Below are 24,470 nucleotides of genomic sequence, written 5' to 3'. Positions count from 1 at the left end.
CGTCGCCCGCTGACGCCAGGCGGGGGCGCGTGTGCCGACGGTCCGCAGTGGCACCCACACGCGGATGCAGTCACCTGCTTCGTCTCGAGCCATGGACAGGTAGAGTCGAGGGACGATGACTGGCGCCCCCCTCTTCGCTCTTCTCGCCCTGGTGTCCACGCAGTACGACGGCAGCTCTACCGTGGAGGAGGTGACTTCGGAGGAGGTCCCCTCGACATCGCGGGGGGAAGGTGCCCCTGTCTCCGCCGCGCGTCTGGATGAGCCCGCGCCTCCGGGCAGTACCCGCACGGGCGGCGTGGGTTTCGGCTTCAGCGGCCAGTTGGAGGTCGGTGGTCTGAGCCTTCCCTCAGGGCCTCGCGGCGGGGGGCAGGACTTCTTCGCGCGCATCTACCCCTCGCTGGGGTTGACGCACGGGGAGACCTTCGTGCTGCGGCTGGGGGCGAACCTGCGGTTGCGGGTGGTGGACGAAGCGCCCACGACCACGGAGGACTACAGCGGCGGCCTGCGACGTGAGGACTGGGATGAGCTGAGTGACCTCGGGCAGGTGGTGCGCATGCTGCGCATCGGCCAGGAGGGTCGCCCCTTCTTCCTCCGCGTCGAGCCTTTCTCCGAAGAGACACTGGGCCGCGGCTATCTGGTGGGCCGCTACAGCAACACGCTGGCGCCGGACTATCACCCCGCGGGTGGCTCGCTCACCTTCGTGAAGGGCGCGGTCCGCGCGGAGATTCTGGCCAGTGACGTGCTCGCCGCGCGCATCTTCGTGGGCGAGGCGCTGCTGGACATCGGCCGCATGGCCAGTGACGACGCCAATCGTTTCGACCGCTACCTCATCCGGCTGTCCGCGGCACATGACGCGGGCCGCGCGGGCGGCACTTCGCCCGACCTCACCCTGGCGTCGGTGGGCGGAGACATTGCCCTGTACAAGGGTGAGCGCCTGCGCGCGTGGGCCCTGCTGGGCGGCGGCGCGCGCTTCACGAAGGCCTACACGCCGGCCTTCGGCGGATTGTTGGGCGTGGCCTTGGAAGGTCAGATGGCCAGTGGCACGCAGGTGAGCGTGACGGTCCAGGGCCGCAAGCAGGGGGGCCGCTTCCGCTTCGGCATGTTCGGTCCCGACTACGAGCTGGGCCGCTTCTCCGGCGTCGGTCTGTCGGAGACGCCCATCGCGGACGAGGTGCTTCCGTCGGGCTTCGCTGGCTACGCGGAGCTGAGTGTCGCGAAGGGGAACCCCAACGAGCTGCTCCTGCTGGGCAGCGTGGCGGCGCAGTACTTCGGCTTTGGCAGGACGGACACGGATGTGTCCGCTGGCTTCGAATTGCCGGGCGGCAGGACGCGGGCGCTGGCGCGCGTGGTGCTGACGGGCCTGGGAGACCGGCCGCGTTACTCGGCGGGAGTGGAGCTGCGCCAGCGCATCCTCAACCACTTCTATGCCTGGGGCTCCGGCGGAACCGTTCATTTCCCACAGCCGGACGGCACGCTCGTGCGAGGTGTCACCGCGGGCGCCGGCGTCGGCGTGGACTTCCAGCGCTGAACGGCAGTGACTCGAGCGGCGGACGGGCCTTCAGGGCCCTGCCGCCGCTGTCTTCTTGCCCGGCTTGACTACGGTTGTAGTCAGTCGTACCTTCTTCGTGACTACAGCTGTCGTCACGGGATGGTCCATGAAGAAGCCGGTGGGAGAGCAGGAGCTGTTGGTGCTGCGGTACGTGGCCGAACACGGCCCGGCGACGGTGGGCGAAGTGGCCGAGCGCTTCGGCGAGGCGCAGGGGCTGGCGCGCTCCACCATCCTCACCGTCATGGAGCGGCTGCGGCTCAAGGGCTACCTGACGCGGCGCAAGGTGGAGGGCGTGTTCCAGTACGCCTCACCCGTGCCGGCGTCGGAGCTGCTGCGGGACGTGGTGGGGGACTTCGTGCAGCGCTCACTATCGGGCTCGCTGTCGCCGTTCGCCGCGTACCTGTCCGAGGCCGAGGACGTGTCCGACGAGGACCTGGCGCAGCTCCAGGACGTCGTGGCGCGGCTGCGCTCGAAGAAGCGGAAGGGATAGCGATATGGGCACGGACTGGCTGTCGCACGTAGGGGCGTGGGCGTCGTCGGGTCTGTGGCGGGCGTCGTGGCAGGGGGCGCTTTGCGCCGTGCTGGTGTGGGCGGTGGCGAGGGCGTGGCCGAAGCTGCCGGCGTCGCTGCGAGCGGGGCTCTGGTGGTTGGTTGCGCTGAAGTTCGTGGTGGCGCTGGGGTGGTTGCCTTCCCTCGCGTTGCCGGTGCTGCCCGCGCAGGTGGCTGCTGGCGTGGCACGGGTGGAGTCCTGGTGGAGCGGGGCTTCCGCGCGGGAGACGGTGTCGCGTGTATCGAAGCCCGTGGCGGTGGACGCTCAGCGGCTACGGACTCCAGGGGAGGGCGTGGACTCCGCGGTGTCCGTGACCGTGGATGAATCGGCCATGCACGGTTCGGTGCTTTCTTCGTCGATGGATGGCTCATCGTGGGAGCGCACGGCCTTCGCGGCGTTTGAGGTGGAGGCTGCGCGGCGTGGCGCCATGCCAGAGCTTCCAGCCGGTGCTGTTGATGCGGGCGCGGTGGCCTCGCCTGGTGCCCCCTTCCCGTGGGGCCGCGCCATCGTGGGGCTGCTTCTGGCGGTGTGGGGGGCCGGCGTGCTGTGGCAGGTGCATGGCCATGTGAAGGGCGGGCTTGCGGTGCGTCGCCTGCGCCAGTCCGCACGCCCGTTGGTTCACCCTGGATTGGAGGCGGAGGTGCGGGAGCTGTCCGCTGCCGCGGGACTGCGGCGCGTACCGAGACTCCTGGTCTCCGAATCGGTGGCCAGCCCGCTGGCCACGGGGCTGCTGTCTCCAGTCGTGGTGCTGCCCGAGAAGGCGGTGCGACGGTTGCCCGTGGCGGCTCTGCGCATGGCGCTGGCACATGAGCTGGCGCACCTGCGGCGCGGTGACCTGTGGCTCGGCTGGGTGCCCGCGCTGGCGGAGTCGCTCTTCTTCTTCCATCCGCTCGCGCGGCGAGCGGCTCGCGAGTACGCGCTGGCCCGTGAGGAGGCGTGTGACGCCGAGGCCATCCGGCTCACGGATGCGGAACTCGCGGACTATGGCGAACTGATTCTCGCCTTTGGAATCGCCAGAACTCCCGGCACGGCCGCTGCGCTGGGGGCTTCATCTCACGTTGATGCGTTGCACAGGAGGTTGAGCATGCTGGAGCATGTCGATGCCGTTCCCCCTCGAATCCGGCGCCTGTTGAGGGTGGCGCTCTCCGCCATGGGCGTCGCTGCGCTGGTGCCCTTCCAGGTCGTTGCACGCGAAGCGGGTGGTGCACCTCGCCTGGCGCCCGAGTCGGCGGCGTCAGGACAGAGCGGCACCGCGTCGCCGAAGCCTGCGTCCACCGTCGCTATGGACACGCCGGCACCGAGCACGCAATCCGGAGCCGCCACCGCCAAGAGCACGCCGGCACCGAGCACGCAATCCGGAGCCACCGCTGCCAAGAGCGCTCCGCCCGCGTCGCCCGGCTCCGCTTCGTTGCCGCCCGCGCCGCCCATTGTCGCTCTGTCGCCGTCCGTTCCCAGAACGCCGCAGGCACCTTCTGCTCCGCGCCTTGCTGTCGTCACACCGCGGCGCATCGTGGGGGGCTCGCCGCACATCGCCGCCGTTCCGCCGACGCCTCCGTCTCCACCCACGCCTCCGTCTCCACCCACGCCGCCACCCCCTGGCGACCCGGACAGCGGCTACGTGCTGCTCGCGGACGGCATGGCAATGATGAACGGCAGCTCGGTCGACCTGGAGCTGGCGCGCACCTTCAAGCAGAAGGACAAAGAGATTCTCTTCGTCCGCCGCAAGGGCGAGGCGTTCATCATCCGCGACGCGGCCACGCTGAAGTCCGTTCGCGAGGCGCTCTCCACTACCCGCGAGCTGGGCAAGGCGCAGAGCGCGCTGGGAGAGAAGCAGGGCGCCCTGGGCCAGCAGCAGGCGGTGCTCGGCCAGAAGCAGGCCACCCTGGGCCACGAGCAGGGCGGGCTGGGACGCAAGCTGGGTGACCTGGCCTACAAGCAGTCCGGGCTTCATCTGGAGGAATCGCGCCTGGACGCCCTGCCCGAAGCCGAGCGCGAGCGCCGCCGCTCCGAGCTGAAGAAGCAGGACCGCGAGCTGGAAGAGGAGATGAAGGCCCTGGAGACGAAGATGGCGGGACTGGCCGAGAAGCAGTCCATCCTGAGCAAGGAGCAGCACCAGCTCAGTGAGAAGCAGCACGCCCTGCACCTGGAGCAGTCCAAGTTGAGCGAGCAGCACCAGTCTCGCGTGAAGGAGGCGGAGACGAAGGTGCAGGGCCTCATCGACGAGGCGCTGCGCAAGGGCCTGGGCCAGCCGATGCCCACCTGAGGCGCCCGTTGTTCTCGAAGGAGGGTGGGTCTTCAATACCTCCCGCCGGGGTGGCAGACCGAGCCCTCGCACTTCGAGGCGAAGGCGGATGCCGCTGCGAGTATGGGCGGGCGCTCGGTTCCGCAGGCGAGACCGCACGGGCAAGTGGCTCCGTGAACTGCCCGGACTCGGCACCCCGTGGTAGACCCTGATGCATGGCTTCGACGCATGCTCAGGAAGGGGGTCGTTTCCTCCAAACGGGACAGACCCAGGACGCGGTGAAGAGCTTCCAGAAGGGGCTCTCCATTGATCCCAACGACGTGGATTGCCTCCTGGGCCTGGTTCGAGTGCACCTGAGCACCGGCGCGGCGGCGGATGCGGAAGCCGCCGTGCTCCGCCTGCTGAAGGCGAAGCCGGACCACACGGAGGGGCAGGCGCACCTCGCCATGCTGCGCGCCCAGGCGGGCAATCCGGAAGCGCTGGAGTCCCTCAAGGCGCTGGCTGCCGCGCCTACCGCGGGCTACTTCGAGCGCTTCAACCTGGGCTCGCTGCTGTTCGAGCGCGGGGATCTGGCGGGAGCGCGCGCCGCTTTCGAGTCCGTGCTCCAGATTTCACCTGGCAGCACCCACGTCCATTTCGAGCTGGGACGCATCCGCCTTCAGCAGAACGAGCCGGATGGCGCGGTGTCTCACTTCCTGCGGGCCGCCGAGGGCGCGCCTCAGGAGGCCATGCCGCTGCTGATGCTGTCGCGGGCTCATGCCGCTTGCGGCCAGTTGGGTCTGGCCATCCAGGCCGCCACGCAGGCGCTGGAGAAGGCCCGGGGTGGGCTTCAGCGTGCGGTGCTGGAGGACCTCTTCAAGCTGTACCTGTCCGCAGGCAGCTCGGATGGCGCCAGGCGCGTGGCTCAGGAGCTGCGCAAACTGGACCCTTCCAGCATCACCTATCTCTACCTGTACGGCCTGGCGACGATGAGCGCTGGCTCCTTCGCCGAGGCCAGGGATGTTTTCGCGGAGGTGCTGCGGCAGGCGCCCGGAAGCTGGCAGGCCCAGCACGCGCTGGCGCAGATGCACCTCGCCCTGGGCGAGCGCGCCGAGGCAGTGAAGCTGCTGGAGGCGGCCGTGGCCACGGTTCCGACGGACCCCGGTCCCACCAACGACCTCGCGGTGGTGCTGATGCAGGATAACGAGCACTCGCGGGTCGCGGCACTGCTGGCGCCCGTGTTGGGCGCGCACCCGAACGACGCGGGCACGCACCTCAACCTGGCCCTGGGCACCTTCCCCTCTGACAAGGAACTCTCGGCGCGCCATGCGAAGCAGGCGCTGGCGCTGGGCGCCGAGGAAGTGCGCGCGCAGGCCGAGCAGCTGCTGAAGCAGCTCGGCGCCTGACGCACCGGCGGGAGGGCGTCAGCCCTCCTCGTGCGGCTCGAAGTAGTTCGTGAGCTGCTCGGTGAGCCAGTTCATCACCACGCGCACCCGGCGCGGCAGGCTCCTGCCGTAGGTGTGCAAGAGCGAAACGGGCATGGGCATGCAGGTGAGCTCCGGCAGCACCTCGACGAGCTCGCCTTCGCCCACATCGAGACGCGACCTGCGTCTTGGAATCTGGATGATGCCGAGCCCCGCCCGGCACGCCGCGACGTAGGCGTCGACGCTGCTGACCGTCACCATGCTGCGCATCGGCCACTCGCGGTAGCCGCCTTCGTGCGGGTACTCGAACGAGGGCGTTTCCGCGCCGAGCCCCGGGGAGTAGTGGACGACGAGGTGCCGGTCCAGGTCCTCCAGCTTGCGCGGCGTGCCGTACTTCTTCAGGTACGCGGGACTGGCGTAGTTCATCATTCGCAGGACGCCGAGCTTGCGCCCCACCAGCTCCGAGTCCCTCTGTGCGCCCACGCGCAGCACGCAGTCGAAGCCCTCCCGGAAGGGCTCGGTGCGCCGGTCCGTCGTGTTGATGAGGACCTCCAGGTGGGGATGCCGCGCGAGCAGCTCCGGCAGGCGCGGGAGGATGAGTTCGCGCGCGACGTTGACGGGCAGGTCGATGCGCACGCGCCCGCGCAAGCCCCTGGCCGCCTGGAACAGCGTGCCGAGCTCATCCGCCTCCTGCACCAGCCGCCGCGCCCGGGGCAGCAATTCCTCTCCATCCGGCGTGAGCCGCACGACGCGCGTCGAGCGCTGGAAGAGCTGGCAGCCGAGCTCCGCTTCGAGCGCCTTCAGCCGCAGGGACACCCGCGCCTTGGGCATGCCTAGTTGCTCACCCGCGCGCGTGAAGTTGCCGAGCTCGGCCACCTTCACGAATATCTTCAGCGAATCGAGGTCCAGGCTCATTGTTTCTCCAATCGAAACAGTGTGTCGGAGCGCAGCCTCTTTCTCAATCCGCTCATGGCTCACTATTCATGGACAGGTGCGGCGCACCGCCGCGTCACCTGAAAGGATTGGACATGAGCACCTCGAAGAACATGCCCGTGGCTCTCATCACGGGGGGCAGCCGTGGACTGGGGCGGAACATGGCGCTCAAGCTGGCGGCCCGGGGCACCGGCATCATCCTGACGTACCGCACCGGCGCGGACGAAGCGGCGGCGGTCGTGAAGCAGATTGAAGCAGCAGGCGGCAAGGCGGTGGCGCTCCCGCTCGACGTGGGGGACACGCGGGGCTTCGGCGCCTTCGTGGAAGCGGTGCGGACGGAGCTGGGCCGTCACTTCGGGCGCGAGCGGCTGGACTTCCTGGTGAACAACGCGGGCATGGGCATCAACGTCAGCTTCGCGGAGACGACCGAGGCCCAGTTCGACGCGCTGATGAACGTCCACCTCAAGGGGGCGTTCTTCCTCACGCAGCGGCTGTTGCCGGTGCTGGCGGATGGTGGGCGCATCCTGAACATCTCCACCGGGCTCGCGCGCTTCACCTCCCCTGGCCACGCCGCCTACGCGACCATGAAGGCGGGCGTGGAGGCGCTCACCCGGTACCTCGCGAAGGAGCTGGGACCCCGGAGGATTACCGTCAACGTGCTCGCGCCGGGCGCGACCGCGACGGACTTCGGGGGCGGCGTCGTCCGTGACAACGCGGAGCTGAACAAGACCCTGGCCGCCCAGGTTGCGCTCGGCCGTGTGGGTCAGCCCGACGACATCGGGGATGCGGTCGCCATGCTGCTGTCGCCGGAGAGCGCGTGGGTGACGGGCCAGCGCATCGAGGCCTCGGGTGGGATGATGCTCTGACGGCGCGCGCTCCAGCGTCCTTGGACAAGGCTGGAGCGCTGAAGGCCCGTGCTCAGCGCTTCAGGCGGAGGATGACGTCCTTGTCCGGGCCGCAGTCACCGCGTCCGTCGCAGTTGCTGGTGGTGACGTAGAGGTGGCCATCCGGCCCCATGATGACCTCGCGCAGCCGGCCGTGGGTGTTGCGCAGGTACACTTCGTGCCTGGTCACGCGGCTCGAATCCGGCGCGAACTCCACGCGCTGGAGGTGGCGTGAGCCCAGCGTGCCGATGAGCAGCGAGCCCTTCCATTCGGGGATGGCCGTTCCGGTGTAGATGGCGGCGCCGCCTGGGGGCATGGCGTCCTTGTAGGTGATGGACGGTGTGATTTGCCCCTCGCGCGTCTCGCACGAGTAGATGCCGGGCCATCCCAGGTTGTCACCGCGGCGGGCGACGCTGACCTCGTCGTGTCCCCGGCGCAGCGTCTCGCCGCTGGGGCCGTGGTCCGCGATGTACAGCGTGGAGGCGTCGCGCCAGTCGAAGGCCTGGAGGTTGCGGATGCCGGTGAGGAACGCGGGCGAGCCAGGGATGGGATTGTCCTGGGGCACCGCTCCCTCCGGCGTGAGGCGCAGCAGCTTTCCGGCCGGGTCGTTCGCGTTCTGCGAGCGGTCCGGGTCTCTCGCGTCACCGGTGCCCGCGTACAACATGCCATCCGAGCCGAAGCGCAGGCGCCCACCGTCGTGATACTTGGCGGAGGCGATGCCGCCGAAGATGACGCGCTCGTGTGTCGCCGTGGTGTGGTCCTCCGACAGCGTCCACCGCTCGATGCGGTTCTCCTCGGTGCCGCCCGCGTCCGTGGTGACGTAGATGTAGAACTGGCGGTTGTTCGCGAAGTCCGGGTGGGTCGCGATGCCGAGCAGGCCGCCCTCCGCGGCGTCCGCGACGGGCACTGTCGCCACGGGCCGCGGCTGGAGGACGCCGTCCTTGAGCAGGCGGATGCGGCCCGGGCGCTCGGTGACGAGCGCGTCGCCTCCGGGGAGCCACGCGATGCCCCACGGCGTCTCCAGGCCCCGCGCCACCACCTCGACATTGAAGGGCACGGTGCCGTCGGCACCCCAGCCTTTCTTTACGAGGATGCAGTCCTGGGGAGACGCGGTGCCTTGCGCCTGGCTCTTGCGGCAGGCGGAGGCGGACAGGGCGAGCACCACGAGAGCGGGGAGGAGCGTCAAAGAGGCGCGCATGAGTGGACTAATGTCCGCGAGCGCGTGGATGCGCCAGCCTCCCGGGCACGGAGCGTCCAGGGACGGACGCGCGTGCCGGGCTGCTTGCTTGAGACCTGGAGGCAGGCCCGGCGTCAGTGGTCCGCGTAGCGTTTCTCGCCGGCCTCCACGCGCGTGGCGAGCCGGTTGCCGCGCGGAGGCAGCGGGCAGGTGGCGAACTTCGTGAATGCGCAGGGCGGATTGTAGGCCCGGTTGAAGTCGAGCACGACGCGCCCGTCGGTGGGCATGTCCGCGGAGAGGAAGCGGCCCGCGCCGTAGGTCGCGTCGCGGTTGGTCTCATCCGCGAAGATGATGAAGAGCTTGCCCGAGCCGTCCTCCACGGGCGTCAGCCGGTGCTCCTTGCCCGCCACGGTGAACACGAGCGTGCCGGGGGCCTTCATCTCGTCGATGGTTCCCAGCACGTTGGGGACCTGCAGCATCCGAGGCGTCTGCGCGGGCTCGAAGCGCGCCTCGATGCGCCAGGCGTTGCTTGCCGGGTACGTGGGGATGCCCTGGAACTGCTTGCGCGCCGCCGCGCCGGAGTCCCTCACGCGGACGCCCAGCTTGTCGCCTCGGAGGATGAGCTGGAAGCTGACGTTGCCGAGCTTGAGCACGTCCGGCGTGCCCTTCTCGTCCGACTGGAGCGCGCCGCCCGTGAAGGGCTGGCCGTCGCGGGTGAAGGTGACGCCGGGCGCGGGCTGGAAGCGCGCGGTGTTGCCCTGCCGCGTGAAGGTGCCCAGCTTCGCGGGCGTGCCCGCGGGGAAGTCCAGGTCGCTCTCGGGCGCGGAGCCCGCTGTCTGCTCGCCTTCCTTGAGCCAGAACAGGCCCACGAGGGTGAGCCAGCCGTCCTCCGCCTGGAGTCGCTGGACGCGCTGCTCGTGCCAGGCGCGGGTGGACGTCTGCAAGTCATCGGCGGTGGGCGCGGGGGGCTGGGACATGTTCTGGGGGGCTGGCGAGGCTTGGAGGGCGAGAGACAGGGCCAGGGCGATGGGCGTCATGTCGGGGCCTCGGGGGAGGGAAGCCCCTGTCTAACAGGGCGGCGGGCCAGGCGCAGGGTTCCGGACATGGCCCACAGTTGCAGGGGACCGGGCTCCGTGCGAAGGCGGACGTTGCCCGTGCACCTCGACCTTCAGCCCGCACCGCCGGCCGGTGCCTTCCGCAAGCTCGCCCTGGGGACATGGCGTTCGCCGGGAGACCCCAGCGCCTATGCGGCGGTGGAGGTGCGCATGGAGCGAGCGGTGGCCTTCCTCGAAGCCTTCCGCGCCCGGACGGGACAGCGCCTCACGGTGACGCACCTGGTGGCCAAGGCCGCCGCGGATGCGCTGTGCCGCCATCCCGAAGCGAATGTCCTGATGCGCTGGAATCGCCCCTGGCGGCGCAAGGAGGTCGGCGTCTGCGTGTTGGTGGTGCAGCCCGCGGAGACGGGGCGCGCGGACCTGACGACGGCCACGGTGCATCGTGCGGACTCGCTGTCACTGGGTGCGTTCGCGGAGACGATGGCCTCGCGCATCGCAGCGGTCCGAGCGCGCCGGGATGCCGTCATCGAACGTGGCAAGCGGCGCTCCTCGCTCATCCCTGGCTTCCTGATGGGATTGGCGCTGCGGATGTTGTCCTTCGTCTGGTTCACGTTGAACGTGGACCTGCGCTGGGTGGGCATGCCGTGGGACCCGTTCGGCTCGGTGGCGGTGACGAGTCTGGGCTCGTTGGGGCTGGAGCGGGGCTATGTGGCCCTGGTGCCATACACGCGCGTGCCCCTCCTGCTGGCGCCGGGCGCGGTGCGGACGGAGCCCGTGGTGGAAGCGGGCGCGCTGGTGCCTGGGCAGGTGATGACGCTCACTTGCACCTGGGACGCCCGGCTCATCGGCGTGGAGGACGCCGCGCGTGTCTTGCGCGACATCGGCGCCGCGCTGGAGGCGCCGGAGGGGACGTGGGGCTCGGCTTCGCCAGACGAGGGCGGGGCTGCGAGCGGTGCGGAGGTGGGGTAGCATCGGGCCGCTGCTTCGAAAGGGGCCTTCATGTCCGTGGATACGAACCGCCGTGTCAGTGCTTCGCGCCCCGTGGGGCGCGCGCTCGGTGGGCAGGACCGCTTCGAGAAGGAGGCGCTGGAAGGGCCCGCCGAGGGAGGCCTCGCGCTGGCGCGGCGGCAGCGGATGGCAGGCGGGACGCTGCGGGCTGGAGAAGAGAGCCCGTTCGCGGCGAAGCTGCGGAAGCTCGCGGGCGGCGCTTCGGATGACGAGCGTTGAATCCGCTTGATCCTCACGCCGCGTGAGGCCGTACCCATCTCATCACGCCACACTGCCGTGGCGGGATGAGGTGTGAATCATGTTCGAGAAGCACTACACGCCGGAGCAACTCCAGCAGTTGAAGGCCCACCGCGAGGCCCTGGGCGAGGAGGCCATCCGCCAGGTCGAGGCCGAGTGGCCCCATCTCATCGCCCGCGTCCGCGCGGAGATGGACCAGGGCACGGACCCCACGAGCGAGCCGGTGCGCTCGCTGGCCATGCGCTGGCGGGAGCTGCTGAAGGCGTTCACGGGAGGCGACCCTGGCATCGAAGGGGCGCTGAATGCGACGCATCAGCAGGAGCCCGAGGTCGCGGCGAAGCACGGGTTGGACCCTGCGCTCTTCGCTTACATCGGCAAGGCGATGGCCAGTCTGGAGGGGCAGGCGTAGCCGTGGTGAGGCCGCCAGCTTCGTCGTCGTTGGATTCAGTCACGGCGCTCCAGGCGCGTCCCTGGACCGCTGTGTCACCGAACGCGAGGCGTGGATGCCATGAAGGTCTATCTGGATGACGAACGGGCCACTCCCGATGGCTGGGTGCGTGTGTGGTGGCCCGAAGAAGCGATTTCGCTGCTGGAGTCCGGGCAGGTGACGGAGCTGAGCCTGGACCACGACCTGGGCGACGACGCGCATGGCACCGGATATGACGTCTTGCTGTGGCTGGAAGAGGCCGTGGCGACCCGTGGCTTCGTGCCGCCACGGGTCCAGGTGCATTCGGCGAACAGCTCCGCGCGACAGAAGATGACGCTGGCCATCGCCCGCATCGAGCGCTTCGTCCAGGAAGGGCAGGGTGGTTGAGCTCGTCCCCAGGTGAAGGGGCGGGGCTTCAGCGCCTGCGGCCGGGATAGGCCCGAATCTGCGTGGCGTAGGTGTCACCATCCGCGATGTAGTTGAACGCGGCCTGCACGGGCGTGCCCTCGGAGAGCTGTTGCGGTGAGACGCGCTTGCCGTTGGCGCTGATGCGGGTGGTGTTGGTCACAAAGAGGTTGAAGGTGTCTCCGGACTCCGCGTCGCGGACCACGACGTGGTCCTTTCCGACGGAGGCCACCCGCCCTTGCATGACGACGCTGGCCAGCACCGTGGTCCCCGTGTCCGCGTCAGACGCCGTGGCCTGCGTCCCTGAGCCGCCCGTCCCCGTGCCCTCGCGCCGCAAGGTGTTCACCTCGGCTTCGAGCCGCTGGACCTGGTCGCGAAGCCGCGCGACCTCTTGCTCGAGGTTCTCGGGCCGCGCGCCGCTGGCTGCCTGAGTCTCCGCTGCGCCGTCGCTGACCGCGCCGCCCGTGGTCGCGCCAGCCGGTGTTTCACTGCCACCTGTCGAACTGCCCGGGCCCGTCGCAGAGGGCTGGGGTCCCATCGTGTTGCTGCCGGCAGCGCCACCCGTCGCGGAGCCGGTCGTCATGCCGCTGCCGCCGGTCGCCGTACCGCTGTCGTCGGAGCTGGAGCCTGTTGTCAGGCCGCCGCCGGTCGCCGTACCGCCGACATCGGAGCTGGAGCCTGTCGACACGCCGCTGCCGCCGGTCGCCGTACCGCTAACGCCGGAGTTCGCGCCTGCCGTGTTCGTGCTTCCGCTGGTCGTGCCCGTTCCACCGGTGCCACTCATGCCCGACCCACCTGTGCCGGTCGTGCTCGTGGAAGGAACGTTCATTCCAGTTCCCCAGGTGCCGTCGGCGGCGTTCGCGGATGTGTCAGGTTGTCCGCTGCCGCCAATACCCGGTTGTGGGGTGGACCCGCGTGTCGCGCCCGCCGGTGGCGCGGCAACGGGCTCCGCGCCGGTATTGGTCTCAATCGTGTCCATCGAGTTTCTTCCCGAGTCGCCGGGAGCCAGTTGCGGCGGAGGCGAAAAGTTGCCTGGTTCATAGGCGCCCTGTGGCTGGACGACGCCCGGCGTTCCGCCAGACGCCGTGCCTCCGGCTCCGGCCGAGCCACCGCCTGCTGACTGGGCGAGCCCAGCCGACGACGTGAGGAGGCTGAAGGTCAGGGCGGCATGGGTGATGGCGCGTCGCATGGTCGGTTCCTTTCCCTTTTCCTTGAAAAGGTGCGGTCCGGGGGCGAGGCGGCAAGCGCGGGAACAGGCGAACAGCCAGGAGGATGGCCGCATGCAGGGAGCGTTGGCGTCAGGAAGCCCCTGAAGAGCCCACCCTCTAGGACGCTCCCGCCCTGGGGCATGACGGCCCGGGAACATCGAAAACGTTCATAGGCATGGCCCTGTTGCATGAGCAGCCTCCTGGTCTGCTGTATCAGCAGCGCGTAGAGCGCTGACCGTTCCCGGGTGCTGGGAGCGACTCCAGAGCTTGTTGTTCGGAACTGTCGGGGGTTTTCGCCGGCGCCAAATGTCCCGACATTTCCGAACAGCAGCCGGCCACCCCCGGCCGGAGGCGGTCTGCCTCAGAAGGCGTAGCGAACCCCGAGGCGGAGTTGCCGTGGCGCCTGGTACTGCAAGGGCCGCAACGTCTCCTCACGGAGGACAGCTTGGGCATTGAGCACATTGAACGCGTCGATGCTCAGCGTCACCAAGTGCTGGTCGGCAGTACCGTAGCGAGCGCTCAGCTGAGCATCGATGGTGTGGACCCAGGGCGTCCGCGTGCTGTCCGCTTCGCGCGGTGTTCCAGTCGCGCCCAGGTATGCGAGGCCCGCGTTGAGCGTGAGCTTCCGCGTGAGCGTGAACTCCTTGGATGCAAAGGCCTTGAAGACATGGGGCCGGTCCGCTCCGAGCAACCGCGATTGTGACAGCGGCCGTCCACCTTCGGCGCCGAAGGGACCTGTGTAGTTCCCATGAAGCCGAGACCATGTGTAACGGAGCTGGGCCTGCCAGCCGTCCCAGAAGCTGCGGCCCAACTCCACCGAGACGGCATCGTAGGTGCGCGTTGCCTTCGGCAAGTTGGCCGCAGGGCCCGCGCCGGGATTGACGAAGAGGGACCCGCCCGCACCGTCGTCAACAATGGTCGCGAGCGCATCATCCAGGCGGCGGCGCGTATAGGTCACACCTGCCTGCGCGAACAGGGAGAGCTCATGCTCAGCGCCCGCGACGAATTCGGAAGACGACGTCGGCGCGAGCCGCGAAGCGATGCGCACGTTCGGCGTGAGCAACCCCAGGGGGACCATCCCCTGATACTTCGCGGCGTGCGCGAACAGCTTCATCCGGCCGTTCCCACCGGGGTCGAAGACGAGCCCGACTCGCGGTGAGAGCTGGTGATGCGTCATGTTTCCACGCTCGTCCGCATCGAGGAACTGCGCGTCGTAGCGAAGGCCTCCATTCAGCGTGAGCCGGTCGTTCAAGGTCCATCGGTCTTGCACGAACCCGCTCAAGAGGCTGCTGGTGATGCCGGCGGCCTGCGATGGGCCTTGGACCACGTGTTCGAGCTCCAGGCCTGTTGCCAGCACATGGTGTCCCAGGCCCTTCAGCCAATAGGAGGCCTGCGTCTTCGCCTGGAATCGGTCCGTGTCGACGCCCGCAGGGCCAACAGGCGAGAGCCGGGTGACATCGTGGCCCAGCCAGCTCGCCTTGGCATCGAGCGTGACGCGTCCGTCGAGGACCATGGCGTTGTAGGCGAGCACGGTCATGACCGTGTCGCTGTCCACCTCCCACGGAGCCTGCGCGCCGTCCATCCCCCGCATCAACGCGGGCGCGGTGACGACCGTCAGCGACGTCCAATGTCTGTGGTTGATGGCATACGTCAGCCTGGCCAGTGCTTGGATGCTGCGCTGGTCCATGAAACCGGCATCCTGTTCGACACGGCTGAGCGCGGGGACGATGCCCGCGAAGAACCAGAGCTGGTCCTTGCGCAGCGGACCTCCCAGTGTCCCGCCGAAGTCCCCCAGGTGACGGAGCGCGCCGTTCGAGGAGACGGCGGGGCGGGGGCCTGTCGCGGGGCTCGATGCTCCTTCCATCGCGCCCGGTGCCCAGTTCGCGAAGACCTCACCATGCAGCTCATTGGAGATGACCACTGGCTTCAGGTCGATGATACCGCCCGTGGTACGTCCGTACTCCGGCATGTATCCGCCGGTGAGCACGCTGATGTCGCTGACCAGTTCCTGGCTCAGCGGGAGCAGGTTGCGGCCCGTGGTCGGATCGCGAGTCGAAAGCCCATCCAGCAGGTATTCGTTTTCAAAGGGAGTGGCACCGCTGAAGGACCGTCCGTCCACGCTGTCCACCGTGCCGGGCACCCACTCCGCGAGGCTGTCCGAGGTGCGCATGGCGCCAGCCCACTTCGTTGGGCGACTGACCGGAACGCGCGAGACGTCTTCTCGCCACTGGATGAACCGAAGTGTCGAGCTGCCCGTGTCGACAGTCGGGCCTCCGCAGAACAATCCAACGGCCTCTCCTGGCTCCGTCGGCTGGAGCTCGACGTTGACGCGTAAGGCGCGCCCTTCACTGACGGAGAGGGGGAGGGAGTAGGGCTCGAACAGCTCGCGCTCGAAGCGGAGTGTGTAGTCGCCCGGGGGCAGGTCGGGAATCCGATACCTTCCATCGGACTGGGTCACGGCGATGCGCTCACCGCCCTGTGCGGACAGGCTCGCCGTCACGACGACCTCCGCGACGGGCTGCCGTGACTGGGCATCGATGACCGTGCCCAGAATGGCACTCCGTGGATTCTCCGCCGCACCGACCGTCAGCAGCGCGGCCAGGGCGACTCCCACGATTCGCAGCGCCTTCTCCCCCACCATGCGTGCGTTGTCTCCCCTCCGGAACAGCATGGCACGGCCACCCTTCGGTCCCGTTCTGTGCTGTCGTGGGGAAACGAACTGGGACGTGGCGCCGGGCCGCTGTTGACACAACCCCCGGCAAGGTCAGGAACGCCGCCGCGAGGAGCCGCCGTGAGTGGACGCGAGAGTCCGGTGTCAGGAGGCAAGGCGGCGCGCGCTTCCGCGAAGGAGGCTCGCCTGCGCCGAGCCGGTCCATGGCCGCTCACCGTGGCCACCGCCGCCGCGCTCGGGTTGCTCGTCTACATCGCCACCACCAGCCTGCCCTACCTCATCTCCGCGCCCACCTCGGATCCGCACTTCGGCGCGCTGAACCACTGTCTCGCCCGTCTCCTGCAACGCCCCCTGTTGGGCTGGGCCGTCTCGCCGGATGCCTCGCGCGCCGCCGTCTACGGCGCCCAGGCCATGGCGGTCTGCACCCTGCCGGAGGGCTCCCAGCGGTTCCCCCTGGCGGGCGTACGCGCCGTCACCTTCGACCGGGAGAATCGCCTCTGGTGGTCGCAGGCCGGACAGCTCTGGCGCGACGACGGGGCCGAGCCCATGCGCATGGGCGACTTCTCCCCAGTATCGCTCGTCAGCCACGAGGGCGGGGTGCTGGCGCTCGATGCGGAGGGGCAGCTCGTCTCGGTGGCGCCTGACGGAGCGGTGCTGGGACAGGTGCCGGTATCCGGGGCGGAAGCACGGCTGTCCGTGGGAGCGGAGGGCACCTTCGCCGCCGTGCTCGACGAGGCCTCGCTCCGCTTCTACGAAGCACGAACCCTCACGCCACTCCCCGTGGAGTTGCCGTGTGAAGTAGCGGGTTTGTGGTGGCTCGAGCGCCCCGAGCGCGTCCTGATCGCTTGCGCTCAGGGGGACGAGCAGGCTTTCGCGATGGATCTCCGGACCACCCGGTACGAGCCGGTGCAGCGCCCGCCAGGGGAGCCCGCTCGGAGGCTCCTCGGACGGCCCCTCTATGTGCACGGCTGCGACGGATTTCCGTGCACGGCCCCTGCCCCCTGAGATGTTGGTAGGAGGTGCGGCGCCGGGTGTCTTTCACGGGCGGTCCGGGCCTCTGAACCACTGCGTTCATTGGTGAACGTTCAGCGTTCCGCGGGGCCTGCATTGAATCGACAAGCCCGCGAACTCCCTGGAGATTCGCCCCAGCCCGGGCGCCGCTCAGCGCAGCCAGCAGCGTTCATCCCGATCAGAGGTTTCTCGCGTGGACGACACCAAGGTTCCCCAGTCTTCTTCCAACGGCCGTAAGCGTGCCTCCGCACGCAAGCCTTCGGGGAACGGCACTTCCCGCCCGGAGGCGCCCACCCGCGAGGTGGCCCCCTCCGAGCGCCCCGCGGTCAACCGCTTGCGCGGTGACCGAGGACGAACCCGCACCACCTCGCCAGCGGACCTCGAAGTGGCGGCACCGAAGCCCGCCCGCCGCAACGGCCGGGGCCGTGGCGCTCGCGCGTCCACTCCGCGCGGCCAGGGGCGCGGCGGCCATCCGCTGCAGCCCCTGCTCGCCGCGCTTCGTTCGGTGCACGGGGGGGACTTCTCCGTGCGGCTCCCTGGCGGCGGCGCCGACCCGGTGATGGAGGAGATCGCCAGCGCCTTCAACGCCGTGGTGTCGCTCAACGCCACCCTGACGCAGGAAGTGGTCCGCGTGGAGCGCGTGGTCGGCCGCGAGGGCCGCATGGGCGAGCGCGTGTCGCTGGGCGACGTGCGCGGCGACTGGGCCCACAGCATCAACTCCATCAACTCGCTCATCGGCGACCTGGTGCAGCCCACCACGGAGGTGGCGCGCGTGCTGGTGGCCGTGGCGCAGGGCGACCTCACCCAGAAGATGGCGCTGGAGATTGATGGCCAGCCCGTCAAGGGCGAGTTCCTCCGCATCGGCACCACCGTCAACGCGATGCTGGACCAACTCAACTCGTTCGCCGCCGAGGTGACGCGCGTGGCGCGCGAGGTGGGCAGCGACGGCAAGCTGGGCGGTCAGGCCGAAGTGCGCGGCGTGTCCGGCGTGTGGAAGGACCTCACGGACAACGTGAACCTGATGGCCAACAACCTCACGGCCCAGGTGCGAAACATCGCCGAGGTGTCCACGGCGGTGGCCAACGGCGACCTGTCCAAGAAAATCACCGTGGACGCGCGCGGCGAGGTCTTCGAGCTCAAGAGCACCATCAACACCATGGTGGACCAGCTCAACGGCTTCGCCTCCGAAGTGACGCGCGTGGCGCGTGAAGTCGGCACCGAAGGGAAGCTGGGCGGTCAGGCCGCGGTGCCCGGCGTGTCCGGCACCTGGAAGGACCTCACGGACAACGTGAACTTCATGGCCTCCAACCTCACCACGCAGGTGCGAGGTATCGTGAAGGTGGTGACGGCCGTCGCCAACGGCGACCTCACCCAGAAGCTGATGGTGCCGTCGCAGGGGGAGATTGCCGCGCTGGGCGCCACGCTCAACGCGATGACGGACACCCTCAACGTGTTCGCGCAGCAGGTGACCAGCGTCGCGCGCACGGTGGGCGTGGAAGGCAAGCTGGGCGCCCAGGCCCAGGTGCCCGGCGCCGCCGGGACGTGGAAGGACCTCACGGACAACGTGAACCTGATGGCCAGCAACCTCACGGCCCAGGTGCGCAACATCGGCGAGGTGACGACGGCCGTCGCCAAGGGCGACCTGTCCAAGAAAATCACCGTCGACGTGCGCGGCGAGGTGCTGGAACTCAAGGACACCATCAACACCATGGTGGACCAGCTCCGCGCCTTCGCCTCCGAGGTGACGCGCGTGGCCCGCGAGGTGGGCACCGACGGCAAGCTGGGCGGCCAGGCCGACGTGAAGGGCGTGGGCGGCGTGTGGAAGGACCTCACGGACAACGTGAACTACATGGCTTCCAACCTCACCACGCAGGTGCGCAACATCGCGCTGGTGACGACGTCGGTGGCCAATGGCGACCTGTCCAAGAAGATTACCGTCGATGCGCGCGGCGAAATCCTGGAGCTGAAGAACACCATCAATACGATGGTGGACCAGCTCAACAGCTTCGCCTCGGAAGTGACGCGCGTGGCGCGCGAGGTCGGCACCCACGGCAAGCTGGGGGGCCAGGCCGAGGTGCGCGGTGTGTCCGGCACCTGGAAGGACCTCACGGACAACGTGAACGTCATGGCCGTGAACCTCACCACCCAGGTGCGCGGCATCGCCAAGGTGGTGACGGCGGTGGCCAACGGTGACCTCACCCAGCGCCTGAAGATGGAGGCCAAGGGCGAGGTGGCCGAGCTGGCCGACACCATCAACGCGATGACGCAGACGCTGTCCATCTTCGCGCAGCAGGTGACGGACGTGGCGCGCACGGTGGGCGTGGAAGGCAAGCTGGGCGCTCAGGCGGTGGTGCCGGGCGTGGCGGGCACGTGGAAGGACCTCACCAACAACGTGAACCTGCTCGCCAACAACCTCACCGACCAGGTCCGCAACATCGCCGAAGTCACCACGGCTGTCGCCAAGGGTGACCTGTCTCGCAAGATTACCGTCGACGCCAAGGGCGAGGTGCTGGAGCTCAAGAGCACCATCAACACCATGGTGGACCAGCTCAACAGCTTCGCCGCCGAGGTGACGCGCGTCGCGAAGGAAGTCGGCACCGAAGGGAAGCTGGGTGGTCAAGCCGAAGTGCGCGGCGTGTCCGGCGTGTGGAAGGACCTCACGGACAACGTGAACTTCATGGCCGTCAACCTCACCACGCAGGTGCGCGGCATCGTGCGCGTGGTGACGGCGGTGGCCAACGGCGACCTGAACCAGAAGCTGACGATGGATGCCAAGGGCGAGATTGCCGCGCTCGCGGACACCATCAACGCGATGACGCAGACGCTGTCCATCTTCGCGCAGCAGGTGACGGACGTGGCGCGCACGGTGGGCGTGGAAGGAAAGCTGGGCGCCCAGGCGGAGGTGCCGGGCGTGGCGGGCACGTGGAAGGACCTCACCAACAACGTGAACCTGCTCGCCAACAACCTCACGGCGCAGGTGCGCAACATCGCCGAAGTCACCACGGCGGTCGCCAATGGTGACCTGTCCAAGAAAATCACGGTCGACGCCAAGGGCGAGGTGCTGGAGCTCAAGAGCACCATCAACACCATGGTGGACCAGCTGCGCGCCTTCGCCGCGGAGGTGACGCGCGTCGCGAAGGAAGTCGGCACCGAGGGCAAGCTGGGCGGTCAGGCCGACGTGAAGGACCTGTCCGGCGTGTGGAAGGACCTCACGGACAACGTGAACGTCCTGGCCGGCAACCTCACGGACCAGGTGCGCAACATCGCCAAGGTGACCACGGCGGTGGCCAACGGCGACCTGTCGCAGAAAATCACCGTCTCCGTGAAGGGCGAGGTGCTGGAGCTGAAGAACACCATCAACACCATGGTGGACCAGCTCCGTGCCTTCGCCTCCGAGGTGACACGCGTCGCGAAGGAAGTCGGCACCGAGGGCAAGCTGGGTGGTCAGGCCGCGGTGCCCGGCGTCGCCGGCACCTGGAAGGACCTCACGGACAACGTGAACGTCCTGGCCGGCAACCTCACGGACCAGGTGCGCAACATCGCCAAGGTGACCACGGCGGTGGCCAACGGCGACCTGTCGCAGAAAATCTCCGTGGAGGCCCGGGGCGAAATCCTGGAGCTCAAGAGCACCATCAACACCATGGTGGACCAGCTGCGCGCCTTCGCCGCCGAGGTGACGCGCGTCGCGAAGGAAGTGGGGACGGACGGCAAGCTGGGCGGTCAGGCCGCGGTGCCCGGCGTCGCCGGCACGTGGAAGGACCTCACGGACAACGTGAACAGCATGGCCTCCAACCTCACCGCGCAGGTGCGCAACATCGCGCTGGTGACCACGGCGGTGGCCAATGGTGATTTGTCCAAGAAGATTACCGTCGACGCCAAGGGCGAAATCCTGGAGCTGAAGGACACCATCAACATCATGGTGGACCAGCTCAACAGCTTCTCCGCGGAGGTGACGCGCGTCGCTCGCGAGGTCGGCACCGAGGGCAAGCTGGGCGGTCAGGCCGAGGTGCGCGGCGTGTCCGGCGTGTGGAAGGACCTCACGGACAACGTGAACTTCATGGCCCGTAACCTCACCACGCAGGTGCGCGGCATCGTCAAGGTCGTGACGGCCGTCGCCAACGGTGACTTGAAGCAGAAGCTGGTCGTGGAGGCGAAGGGCGAGGTCGCCGCGCTGGCGGAGACCATCAACAACATGACGGACACGCTGGGCACCTTCGCCGAGCAGGTGTCCACGGTGGCCCGCGAGGTGGGCGTCGAAGGGAAGCTGGGCGGCCAGGCCCGCGTGCCCGGTGTGGCGGGGACGTGGAAGGACCTCACGGACAACGTGAACTTCATGGCCTCCAACCTCACCACGCAGGTGCGCGGCATCGTCAAGGTCGTGACGGCGGTGGCCAACGGCGACCTGACGCAGAAGCTGGCCGTGGAGGCGAAGGGCGAGGTCGCCGCGCTGGCGGAGACCATCAACAACATGACGGACACGCTGGGCACCTTCGCCGACCAGGTGACGACGGTGGCCCGCGAGGTGGGTATCGAAGGAAAGCTGGGCGGCCAGGCCCGCGTGCCGGGTGCGCGCGGCACGTGGCGGCAGCTGACCGACAACGTGAACCAGCTGGCCGGCACGTTGACGAGCCAGCTGCGCGCCATCTCCGACGTGGCCACCGCGGTGACGAAGGGTGACCTCACGCGCAGCATCACCGTCGTGGCCGAGGGCGAGGTCGCCGCGCTGAAGGACAACATCAACCAGATGATCGTCAACCTGCGTGAGACGACGCAGAAGAACCAGGAGCAGGACTGGCTCAAGACGAACCTGGCGAAGTTCAGCGGCATGATGCAGGGCCAGAAGAGCCTGGACGCCGTCAGCCGCCTCATCATGAGCGAGCTGACGCCGCTGGTCTCCGCGCACCACGGCGCCTTCTTCCTGGTGGACGGCGCCGAGGCCGGCACGCCGCTACTCAAGCTCACCAGCACCTACGCGTACCGGGAGCGCAAGCACATCGCCAACCGGTTCCGCTTCGGTGAGGGACTGGTCGGCCAGTGCGCCCTGGAGCGGAAGACCATCCTGCTCACCCATGTGCCGGAGGACTACATCACCATCTCCTCCGGGCTGGGCGAGGCCGCGCCGCTCAACATCATCGTCCTGCCCGTCCTCTTCGAGGGCGAGGTGAAGGCCGTCATCGAGCTGGCCTCCTTCCACGCGTTCAGCGCCATCCACCAAATCTTCCTGGATCAGCTCACGGAGACCATTGGCGTGGTGCTGAACATGATCATCGCCAACATGCGCACGGAGCAGCTGCTGCTCCAGTCGCAGGACCTGACGCAGGAGCTCCAGAGCCAGTCCAAGGAGCTGACGCAGCAGCAGGATGCCCTCAAGCGCAGCAACATCGAGCTGGAGGAGAAGGCGACGCTGCTGGAGGAGCAGAACCGCCGCGTCGAGGAGAAGAACAACGAGGTGGAGCGCGCCCGCGTCAGCTTGGAGGAGAAGGCCGAGCAGCTCACCGTCATCTCCAAGTACAAGAGCGAGTTCCTGGCCAACATGAGCCACGAACTGCGCACGCCGCTCAACTCGCTGCTCATCCTGGCCAAGCTGCTGTCGGACAACAAGGACGGCAACCTCAGCACCAAGCAGGTGGAGTACGCGAACACCATCTACGCCTCCGGCGGAGACCTGCTCAGCCTCATCAACGAAATCCTCGACCTGTCCAAGGTAGAGGCCGGGAAGATGCAGGTGGAGCCGCGGGACATCGTCCTCACCGAACTCAACCAGTTCATCGAGCGCAGCTTCCTCCCTGTCGCGGAGCAGAAGGGCCTGTCCTTCACCGTGGAGGTGGGGCCCGGCGCGCCGCGCCACATCCGCACCGACCCGCAGCGGCTCCAGCAGGTGCTGAAGAACCTGCTGTCCAACGCCTTCAAGTTCACCGACGAGGGCAGCGTCCAGCTGAAGGTGAAGCTGGCCGAGCCGGGCACGCACTTCGACCACGAGATTCTGCGGCGCTCGCGGTACGTGCTCGGCTTCGCGGTGACGGACACGGGCATCGGCATCGCGCGGGACAAGCAGCGCCTCATCTTCGAGGCGTTCCAGCAGGCGGACGGCTCCACCGCGCGCAAGTACGGCGGCACGGGCCTGGGCCTGTCCATCAGCCGCGAAATCGCCAAGCTGTTGGGCGGCGAAATCCAGGTGACCAGCGAGCCCGGCCGCGGCAGCACTTTCACCCTCTACCTGCCGCCCGAGTACATCAGTCCGGAGGAGGATGGCCTGCCGTCCATGCCGTCCTCGTTCGAGACCCCGCCCCGGCTTCCGCCGCCTCCGACGCCGGAGTTGCCGCGCGCGGAGACGCCTCCCGCGCCGCCGGTGGCGGACAGTGGCCACGTGCTGGACGCGGCGCTGCCGCCGCCCATCGAGTCGCTGCTGACGCCCGTCGCCGTGGAGGATGACCGCGACCACATCCGCGAAGGGGACCGCGTCCTGCTGCTCATCGAGGACGACGTGAAGTTCGCCCGCATCATGGTGCAGATGGCGCGGGAGAAGGGCTTCAAGGCCCTGGTCGCCACGCGCGGGGACACCGGCCTGTCCATGGCCAACGAGTTCCAGCCGCACGCCATCACCCTGGACATCCAGCTCCCCGTGGTGGACGGCTGGAGCGTGCTGGACCGGCTCAAGCGCAACCCGCGCACGCGCCACATCCCCGTGCACGTCATCAGCGTCATGGACAAGAACCAGGGCAACTCACAGGGCGCCTTCGGTTATCTCACCAAGCCCGTCAGCAAGGAGGGCCTGGAGCGGGTGTTCAACCAACTGGCCAGCTTCCTGGAGCGCAAGGAGCGCCGGCTGCTGCTGGTGGAGGACGACGACGTCCAGCGCGACAGCCTGGTGAAGCTGCTCAGCGAAGGCGGCGATGTCGAGGTGACGGCCGTGGCCACCGGCGAGGAGGTGCTCCAGAACCTGGAGACGGGCGAGTTCGACTGCGTCGTCATCGACCTGATGCTGCCCGACACCGACGGCATCCGGCTGGTGGAGGAGGTCAAGACGCAGAACCGCTTCCGTGACTTGCCCATCGTCATCTACACCGGCAAGGAGCTGACGCCCAAGGACGAAGCCCGGCTGCGCCGCTACACCGGCAGTGTCATCCTCAAGAGCGGGACGAAGAGTCCGGAGCAACTGCTCAGCGACACGGCGCTGTTTCTCCACCGGTTGGACCAGAACCTGCCGCCTCGCGCCCGCGCCGCCCTGGCTCAGCGCAACGAGAAGGACACGGAGCTGTCCGCCAAGAAGGTCCTGGTGGTGGATGACGACATGCGCAACATCTTCGCGCTCACCAGCGTGCTGGAGAACCACGGCATGCAGGTGGTGTTCGCGGAGAACGGGCGCGCGGCCATCGAGATGCTCGAACAGCACCGCGACGTCGACATCGTCCTCATGGACGTGATGATGCCGGAGATGGACGGCTATGAGACCATGCGGGCCATCCGCAAGGACCTCAAGTACTCCAGCCTCCCCATCATCGCGGTGACGGCCAAGGCGCTGAAGGACGACCGGGAGAAGTGCATGGCGGCCGGCGCAAGCGACTACCTGCCCAAGCCGGTGGACACCGACAAGCTTCTGGAGCTCATCCGTCTGTGGGTGACGGCTTGATTCGCTGAGTGATGGTTACCGTACGGCGCCTCTCTTCCGGGCTTGGGTCCGGTCGAGGGGACGCCTAGCCTCTTCCACCT

At 68.5% G+C, this 24,470-nt stretch carries 16 protein-coding genes; 11 read left to right on the top strand and 5 right to left on the bottom strand.

Annotated features, from left to right (window positions below):
* Positions 1-115 precede the first annotated feature (115 nt).
* From BHS09_RS34720 to BHS09_RS34705, 4 genes are all read left to right on the top strand, one after another.
* Complete coding sequence (locus tag BHS09_RS34720) at positions 116-1,528, top strand: hypothetical protein (RefSeq protein WP_140800192.1); 1,413 nt, start codon at positions 116-118, stop codon at positions 1,526-1,528.
* A gap of 127 nt (positions 1,529-1,655) precedes the next feature.
* Positions 1,656-2,039, top strand: coding sequence for a BlaI/MecI/CopY family transcriptional regulator (locus BHS09_RS34715; RefSeq protein WP_090487935.1), 384 nt, complete (start codon positions 1,656-1,658; stop codon positions 2,037-2,039).
* 4 nt (positions 2,040-2,043) lie between these two features.
* Positions 2,044-4,362 (top strand): M56 family metallopeptidase, encoded by a 2,319-nt coding sequence (locus tag BHS09_RS34710; protein ID WP_140800191.1) that lies wholly within the window; start codon positions 2,044-2,046, stop codon positions 4,360-4,362.
* Between the two features lie 194 nt (positions 4,363-4,556).
* Positions 4,557-5,726 carry a tetratricopeptide repeat protein gene (locus BHS09_RS34705; RefSeq protein WP_140795652.1) on the top strand — a complete coding sequence of 390 codons (1,170 nt, stop codon included), beginning with the start codon at positions 4,557-4,559 and terminating at the stop codon, positions 5,724-5,726.
* An 18-nt stretch (positions 5,727-5,744) separates the two neighbouring features.
* Here the strand turns inward: BHS09_RS34705 and BHS09_RS34700 are convergent, their stop codons facing one another.
* The gene (locus BHS09_RS34700) at positions 5,745-6,659 is read right to left on the bottom strand and encodes a LysR family transcriptional regulator (RefSeq protein ID WP_140795651.1); all 915 of its coding nucleotides are present in this window, start codon (positions 6,657-6,659) and stop codon (positions 5,745-5,747) included.
* Positions 6,660-6,772: 113 nt separating this feature from the next.
* Between BHS09_RS34700 and BHS09_RS34695 the strand changes: the two genes are divergently transcribed.
* Positions 6,773-7,543, top strand: a complete 771-nt coding sequence (locus BHS09_RS34695; protein WP_140800190.1) for an SDR family NAD(P)-dependent oxidoreductase — start codon at positions 6,773-6,775, stop codon at positions 7,541-7,543.
* A gap of 52 nt (positions 7,544-7,595) precedes the next feature.
* Here BHS09_RS34695 and BHS09_RS34690 read toward each other — a convergent pair whose 3' ends face one another.
* Both BHS09_RS34690 and BHS09_RS34685 read right to left on the bottom strand, forming a co-directional pair.
* Entirely contained in the window at positions 7,596-8,759 is a 1,164-nt protein-coding gene (locus BHS09_RS34690; RefSeq protein ID WP_140795649.1) for a PQQ-dependent sugar dehydrogenase, read from the bottom strand.
* Positions 8,760-8,872: 113 nt separating this feature from the next.
* Complete coding sequence (locus BHS09_RS34685) at positions 8,873-9,775, bottom strand: DUF1684 domain-containing protein (RefSeq protein ID WP_140800189.1); 903 nt, start codon at positions 9,773-9,775, stop codon at positions 8,873-8,875.
* A gap of 117 nt (positions 9,776-9,892) precedes the next feature.
* Between BHS09_RS34685 and BHS09_RS34680 the strand changes: the two genes are divergently transcribed.
* The 4 genes from BHS09_RS34680 (at position 9,893) to BHS09_RS34665 (ending at position 11,852) form a co-directional block, all read left to right on the top strand.
* Positions 9,893-10,762: a 2-oxo acid dehydrogenase subunit E2 gene (locus BHS09_RS34680; RefSeq protein ID WP_140800188.1), complete on the top strand. Its 870-nt coding sequence runs from the start codon at positions 9,893-9,895 to the stop codon at positions 10,760-10,762.
* Positions 10,763-10,792: 30 nt separating this feature from the next.
* Positions 10,793-11,020, top strand: a complete 228-nt coding sequence (locus BHS09_RS34675) for a hypothetical protein (protein ID WP_140800187.1) — start codon at positions 10,793-10,795, stop codon at positions 11,018-11,020.
* A gap of 79 nt (positions 11,021-11,099) precedes the next feature.
* The gene (locus BHS09_RS34670; protein ID WP_140800186.1) at positions 11,100-11,447 is read left to right on the top strand and encodes a TipAS antibiotic-recognition domain-containing protein; all 348 of its coding nucleotides are present in this window, start codon (positions 11,100-11,102) and stop codon (positions 11,445-11,447) included.
* Positions 11,448-11,546: 99 nt separating this feature from the next.
* On the top strand, positions 11,547-11,852 hold the full coding sequence (locus BHS09_RS34665; protein WP_140795644.1) for a cyclic-phosphate processing receiver domain-containing protein: 306 nt from the start codon (positions 11,547-11,549) through the stop codon (positions 11,850-11,852).
* 28 nt (positions 11,853-11,880) lie between these two features.
* Here the strand turns inward: BHS09_RS34665 and BHS09_RS34660 are convergent, their stop codons facing one another.
* Together BHS09_RS34660 and BHS09_RS34650 are read right to left on the bottom strand one after the other, a co-directional pair.
* Entirely contained in the window at positions 11,881-12,453 is a 573-nt protein-coding gene (locus BHS09_RS34660; protein ID WP_140795643.1) for a bZIP transcription factor, read from the bottom strand.
* 986 nt (positions 12,454-13,439) lie between these two features.
* Complete coding sequence (locus BHS09_RS34650; RefSeq protein ID WP_237080010.1) at positions 13,440-15,749, bottom strand: TonB-dependent receptor; 2,310 nt, start codon at positions 15,747-15,749, stop codon at positions 13,440-13,442.
* Between the two features lie 120 nt (positions 15,750-15,869).
* Between BHS09_RS34650 and BHS09_RS34645 the strand changes: the two genes are divergently transcribed.
* Both BHS09_RS34645 and BHS09_RS34640 read left to right on the top strand, forming a co-directional pair.
* Complete coding sequence (locus tag BHS09_RS34645; protein ID WP_140800185.1) at positions 15,870-16,754, top strand: hypothetical protein; 885 nt, start codon at positions 15,870-15,872, stop codon at positions 16,752-16,754.
* Positions 16,755-16,953: 199 nt separating this feature from the next.
* Positions 16,954-24,390, top strand: coding sequence for a HAMP domain-containing protein (locus tag BHS09_RS34640; protein ID WP_140800184.1), 7,437 nt, complete (start codon positions 16,954-16,956; stop codon positions 24,388-24,390).
* Positions 24,391-24,470 lie beyond the last annotated feature (80 nt).

It is taken from the genome of Myxococcus xanthus (assembly GCF_006402735.1).
GTDB classification, from domain to species: Bacteria; Myxococcota; Myxococcia; order Myxococcales; family Myxococcaceae; genus Myxococcus; species Myxococcus xanthus_A.
Note: the sequence above shows the minus strand (reverse complement) of the source record. Positions and strands in the feature narration are given on the sequence as shown.

Bases quoted from the DNA above. Each gene is read 5' to 3' on its own strand.
- BHS09_RS34720 (WP_140800192.1), top strand. From the start codon at position 116: ATGACTGGCGCCCCCCTCTTCGCTCTTCTCGCCCTGGTGTCCACGCAG.
- BHS09_RS34715 (WP_090487935.1), top strand. From the start codon at position 1,656: ATGAAGAAGCCGGTGGGAGAGCAGGAGCTGTTGGTGCTGCGGTACGTG.
- BHS09_RS34710 (WP_140800191.1), top strand. From the start codon at position 2,044: ATGGGCACGGACTGGCTGTCGCACGTAGGGGCGTGGGCGTCGTCGGGT.
- BHS09_RS34705 (WP_140795652.1), top strand. From the start codon at position 4,557: ATGGCTTCGACGCATGCTCAGGAAGGGGGTCGTTTCCTCCAAACGGGA.
- BHS09_RS34700 (WP_140795651.1), bottom strand. From the start codon at position 6,659: ATGAGCCTGGACCTCGATTCGCTGAAGATATTCGTGAAGGTGGCCGAG.
- BHS09_RS34695 (WP_140800190.1), top strand. From the start codon at position 6,773: ATGAGCACCTCGAAGAACATGCCCGTGGCTCTCATCACGGGGGGCAGC.
- BHS09_RS34690 (WP_140795649.1), bottom strand. From the start codon at position 8,759: ATGCGCGCCTCTTTGACGCTCCTCCCCGCTCTCGTGGTGCTCGCCCTG.
- BHS09_RS34685 (WP_140800189.1), bottom strand. From the start codon at position 9,775: ATGACGCCCATCGCCCTGGCCCTGTCTCTCGCCCTCCAAGCCTCGCCA.
- BHS09_RS34675 (WP_140800187.1), top strand. From the start codon at position 10,793: ATGTCCGTGGATACGAACCGCCGTGTCAGTGCTTCGCGCCCCGTGGGG.
- BHS09_RS34670 (WP_140800186.1), top strand. From the start codon at position 11,100: ATGTTCGAGAAGCACTACACGCCGGAGCAACTCCAGCAGTTGAAGGCC.
- BHS09_RS34665 (WP_140795644.1), top strand. From the start codon at position 11,547: ATGAAGGTCTATCTGGATGACGAACGGGCCACTCCCGATGGCTGGGTG.
- BHS09_RS34660 (WP_140795643.1), bottom strand. From the start codon at position 12,453: ATGACGACCGGCTCCGCGACGGGTGGCGCTGCCGGCAGCAACACGATG.
- BHS09_RS34650 (WP_237080010.1), bottom strand. From the start codon at position 15,749: ATGCTGTTCCGGAGGGGAGACAACGCACGCATGGTGGGGGAGAAGGCG.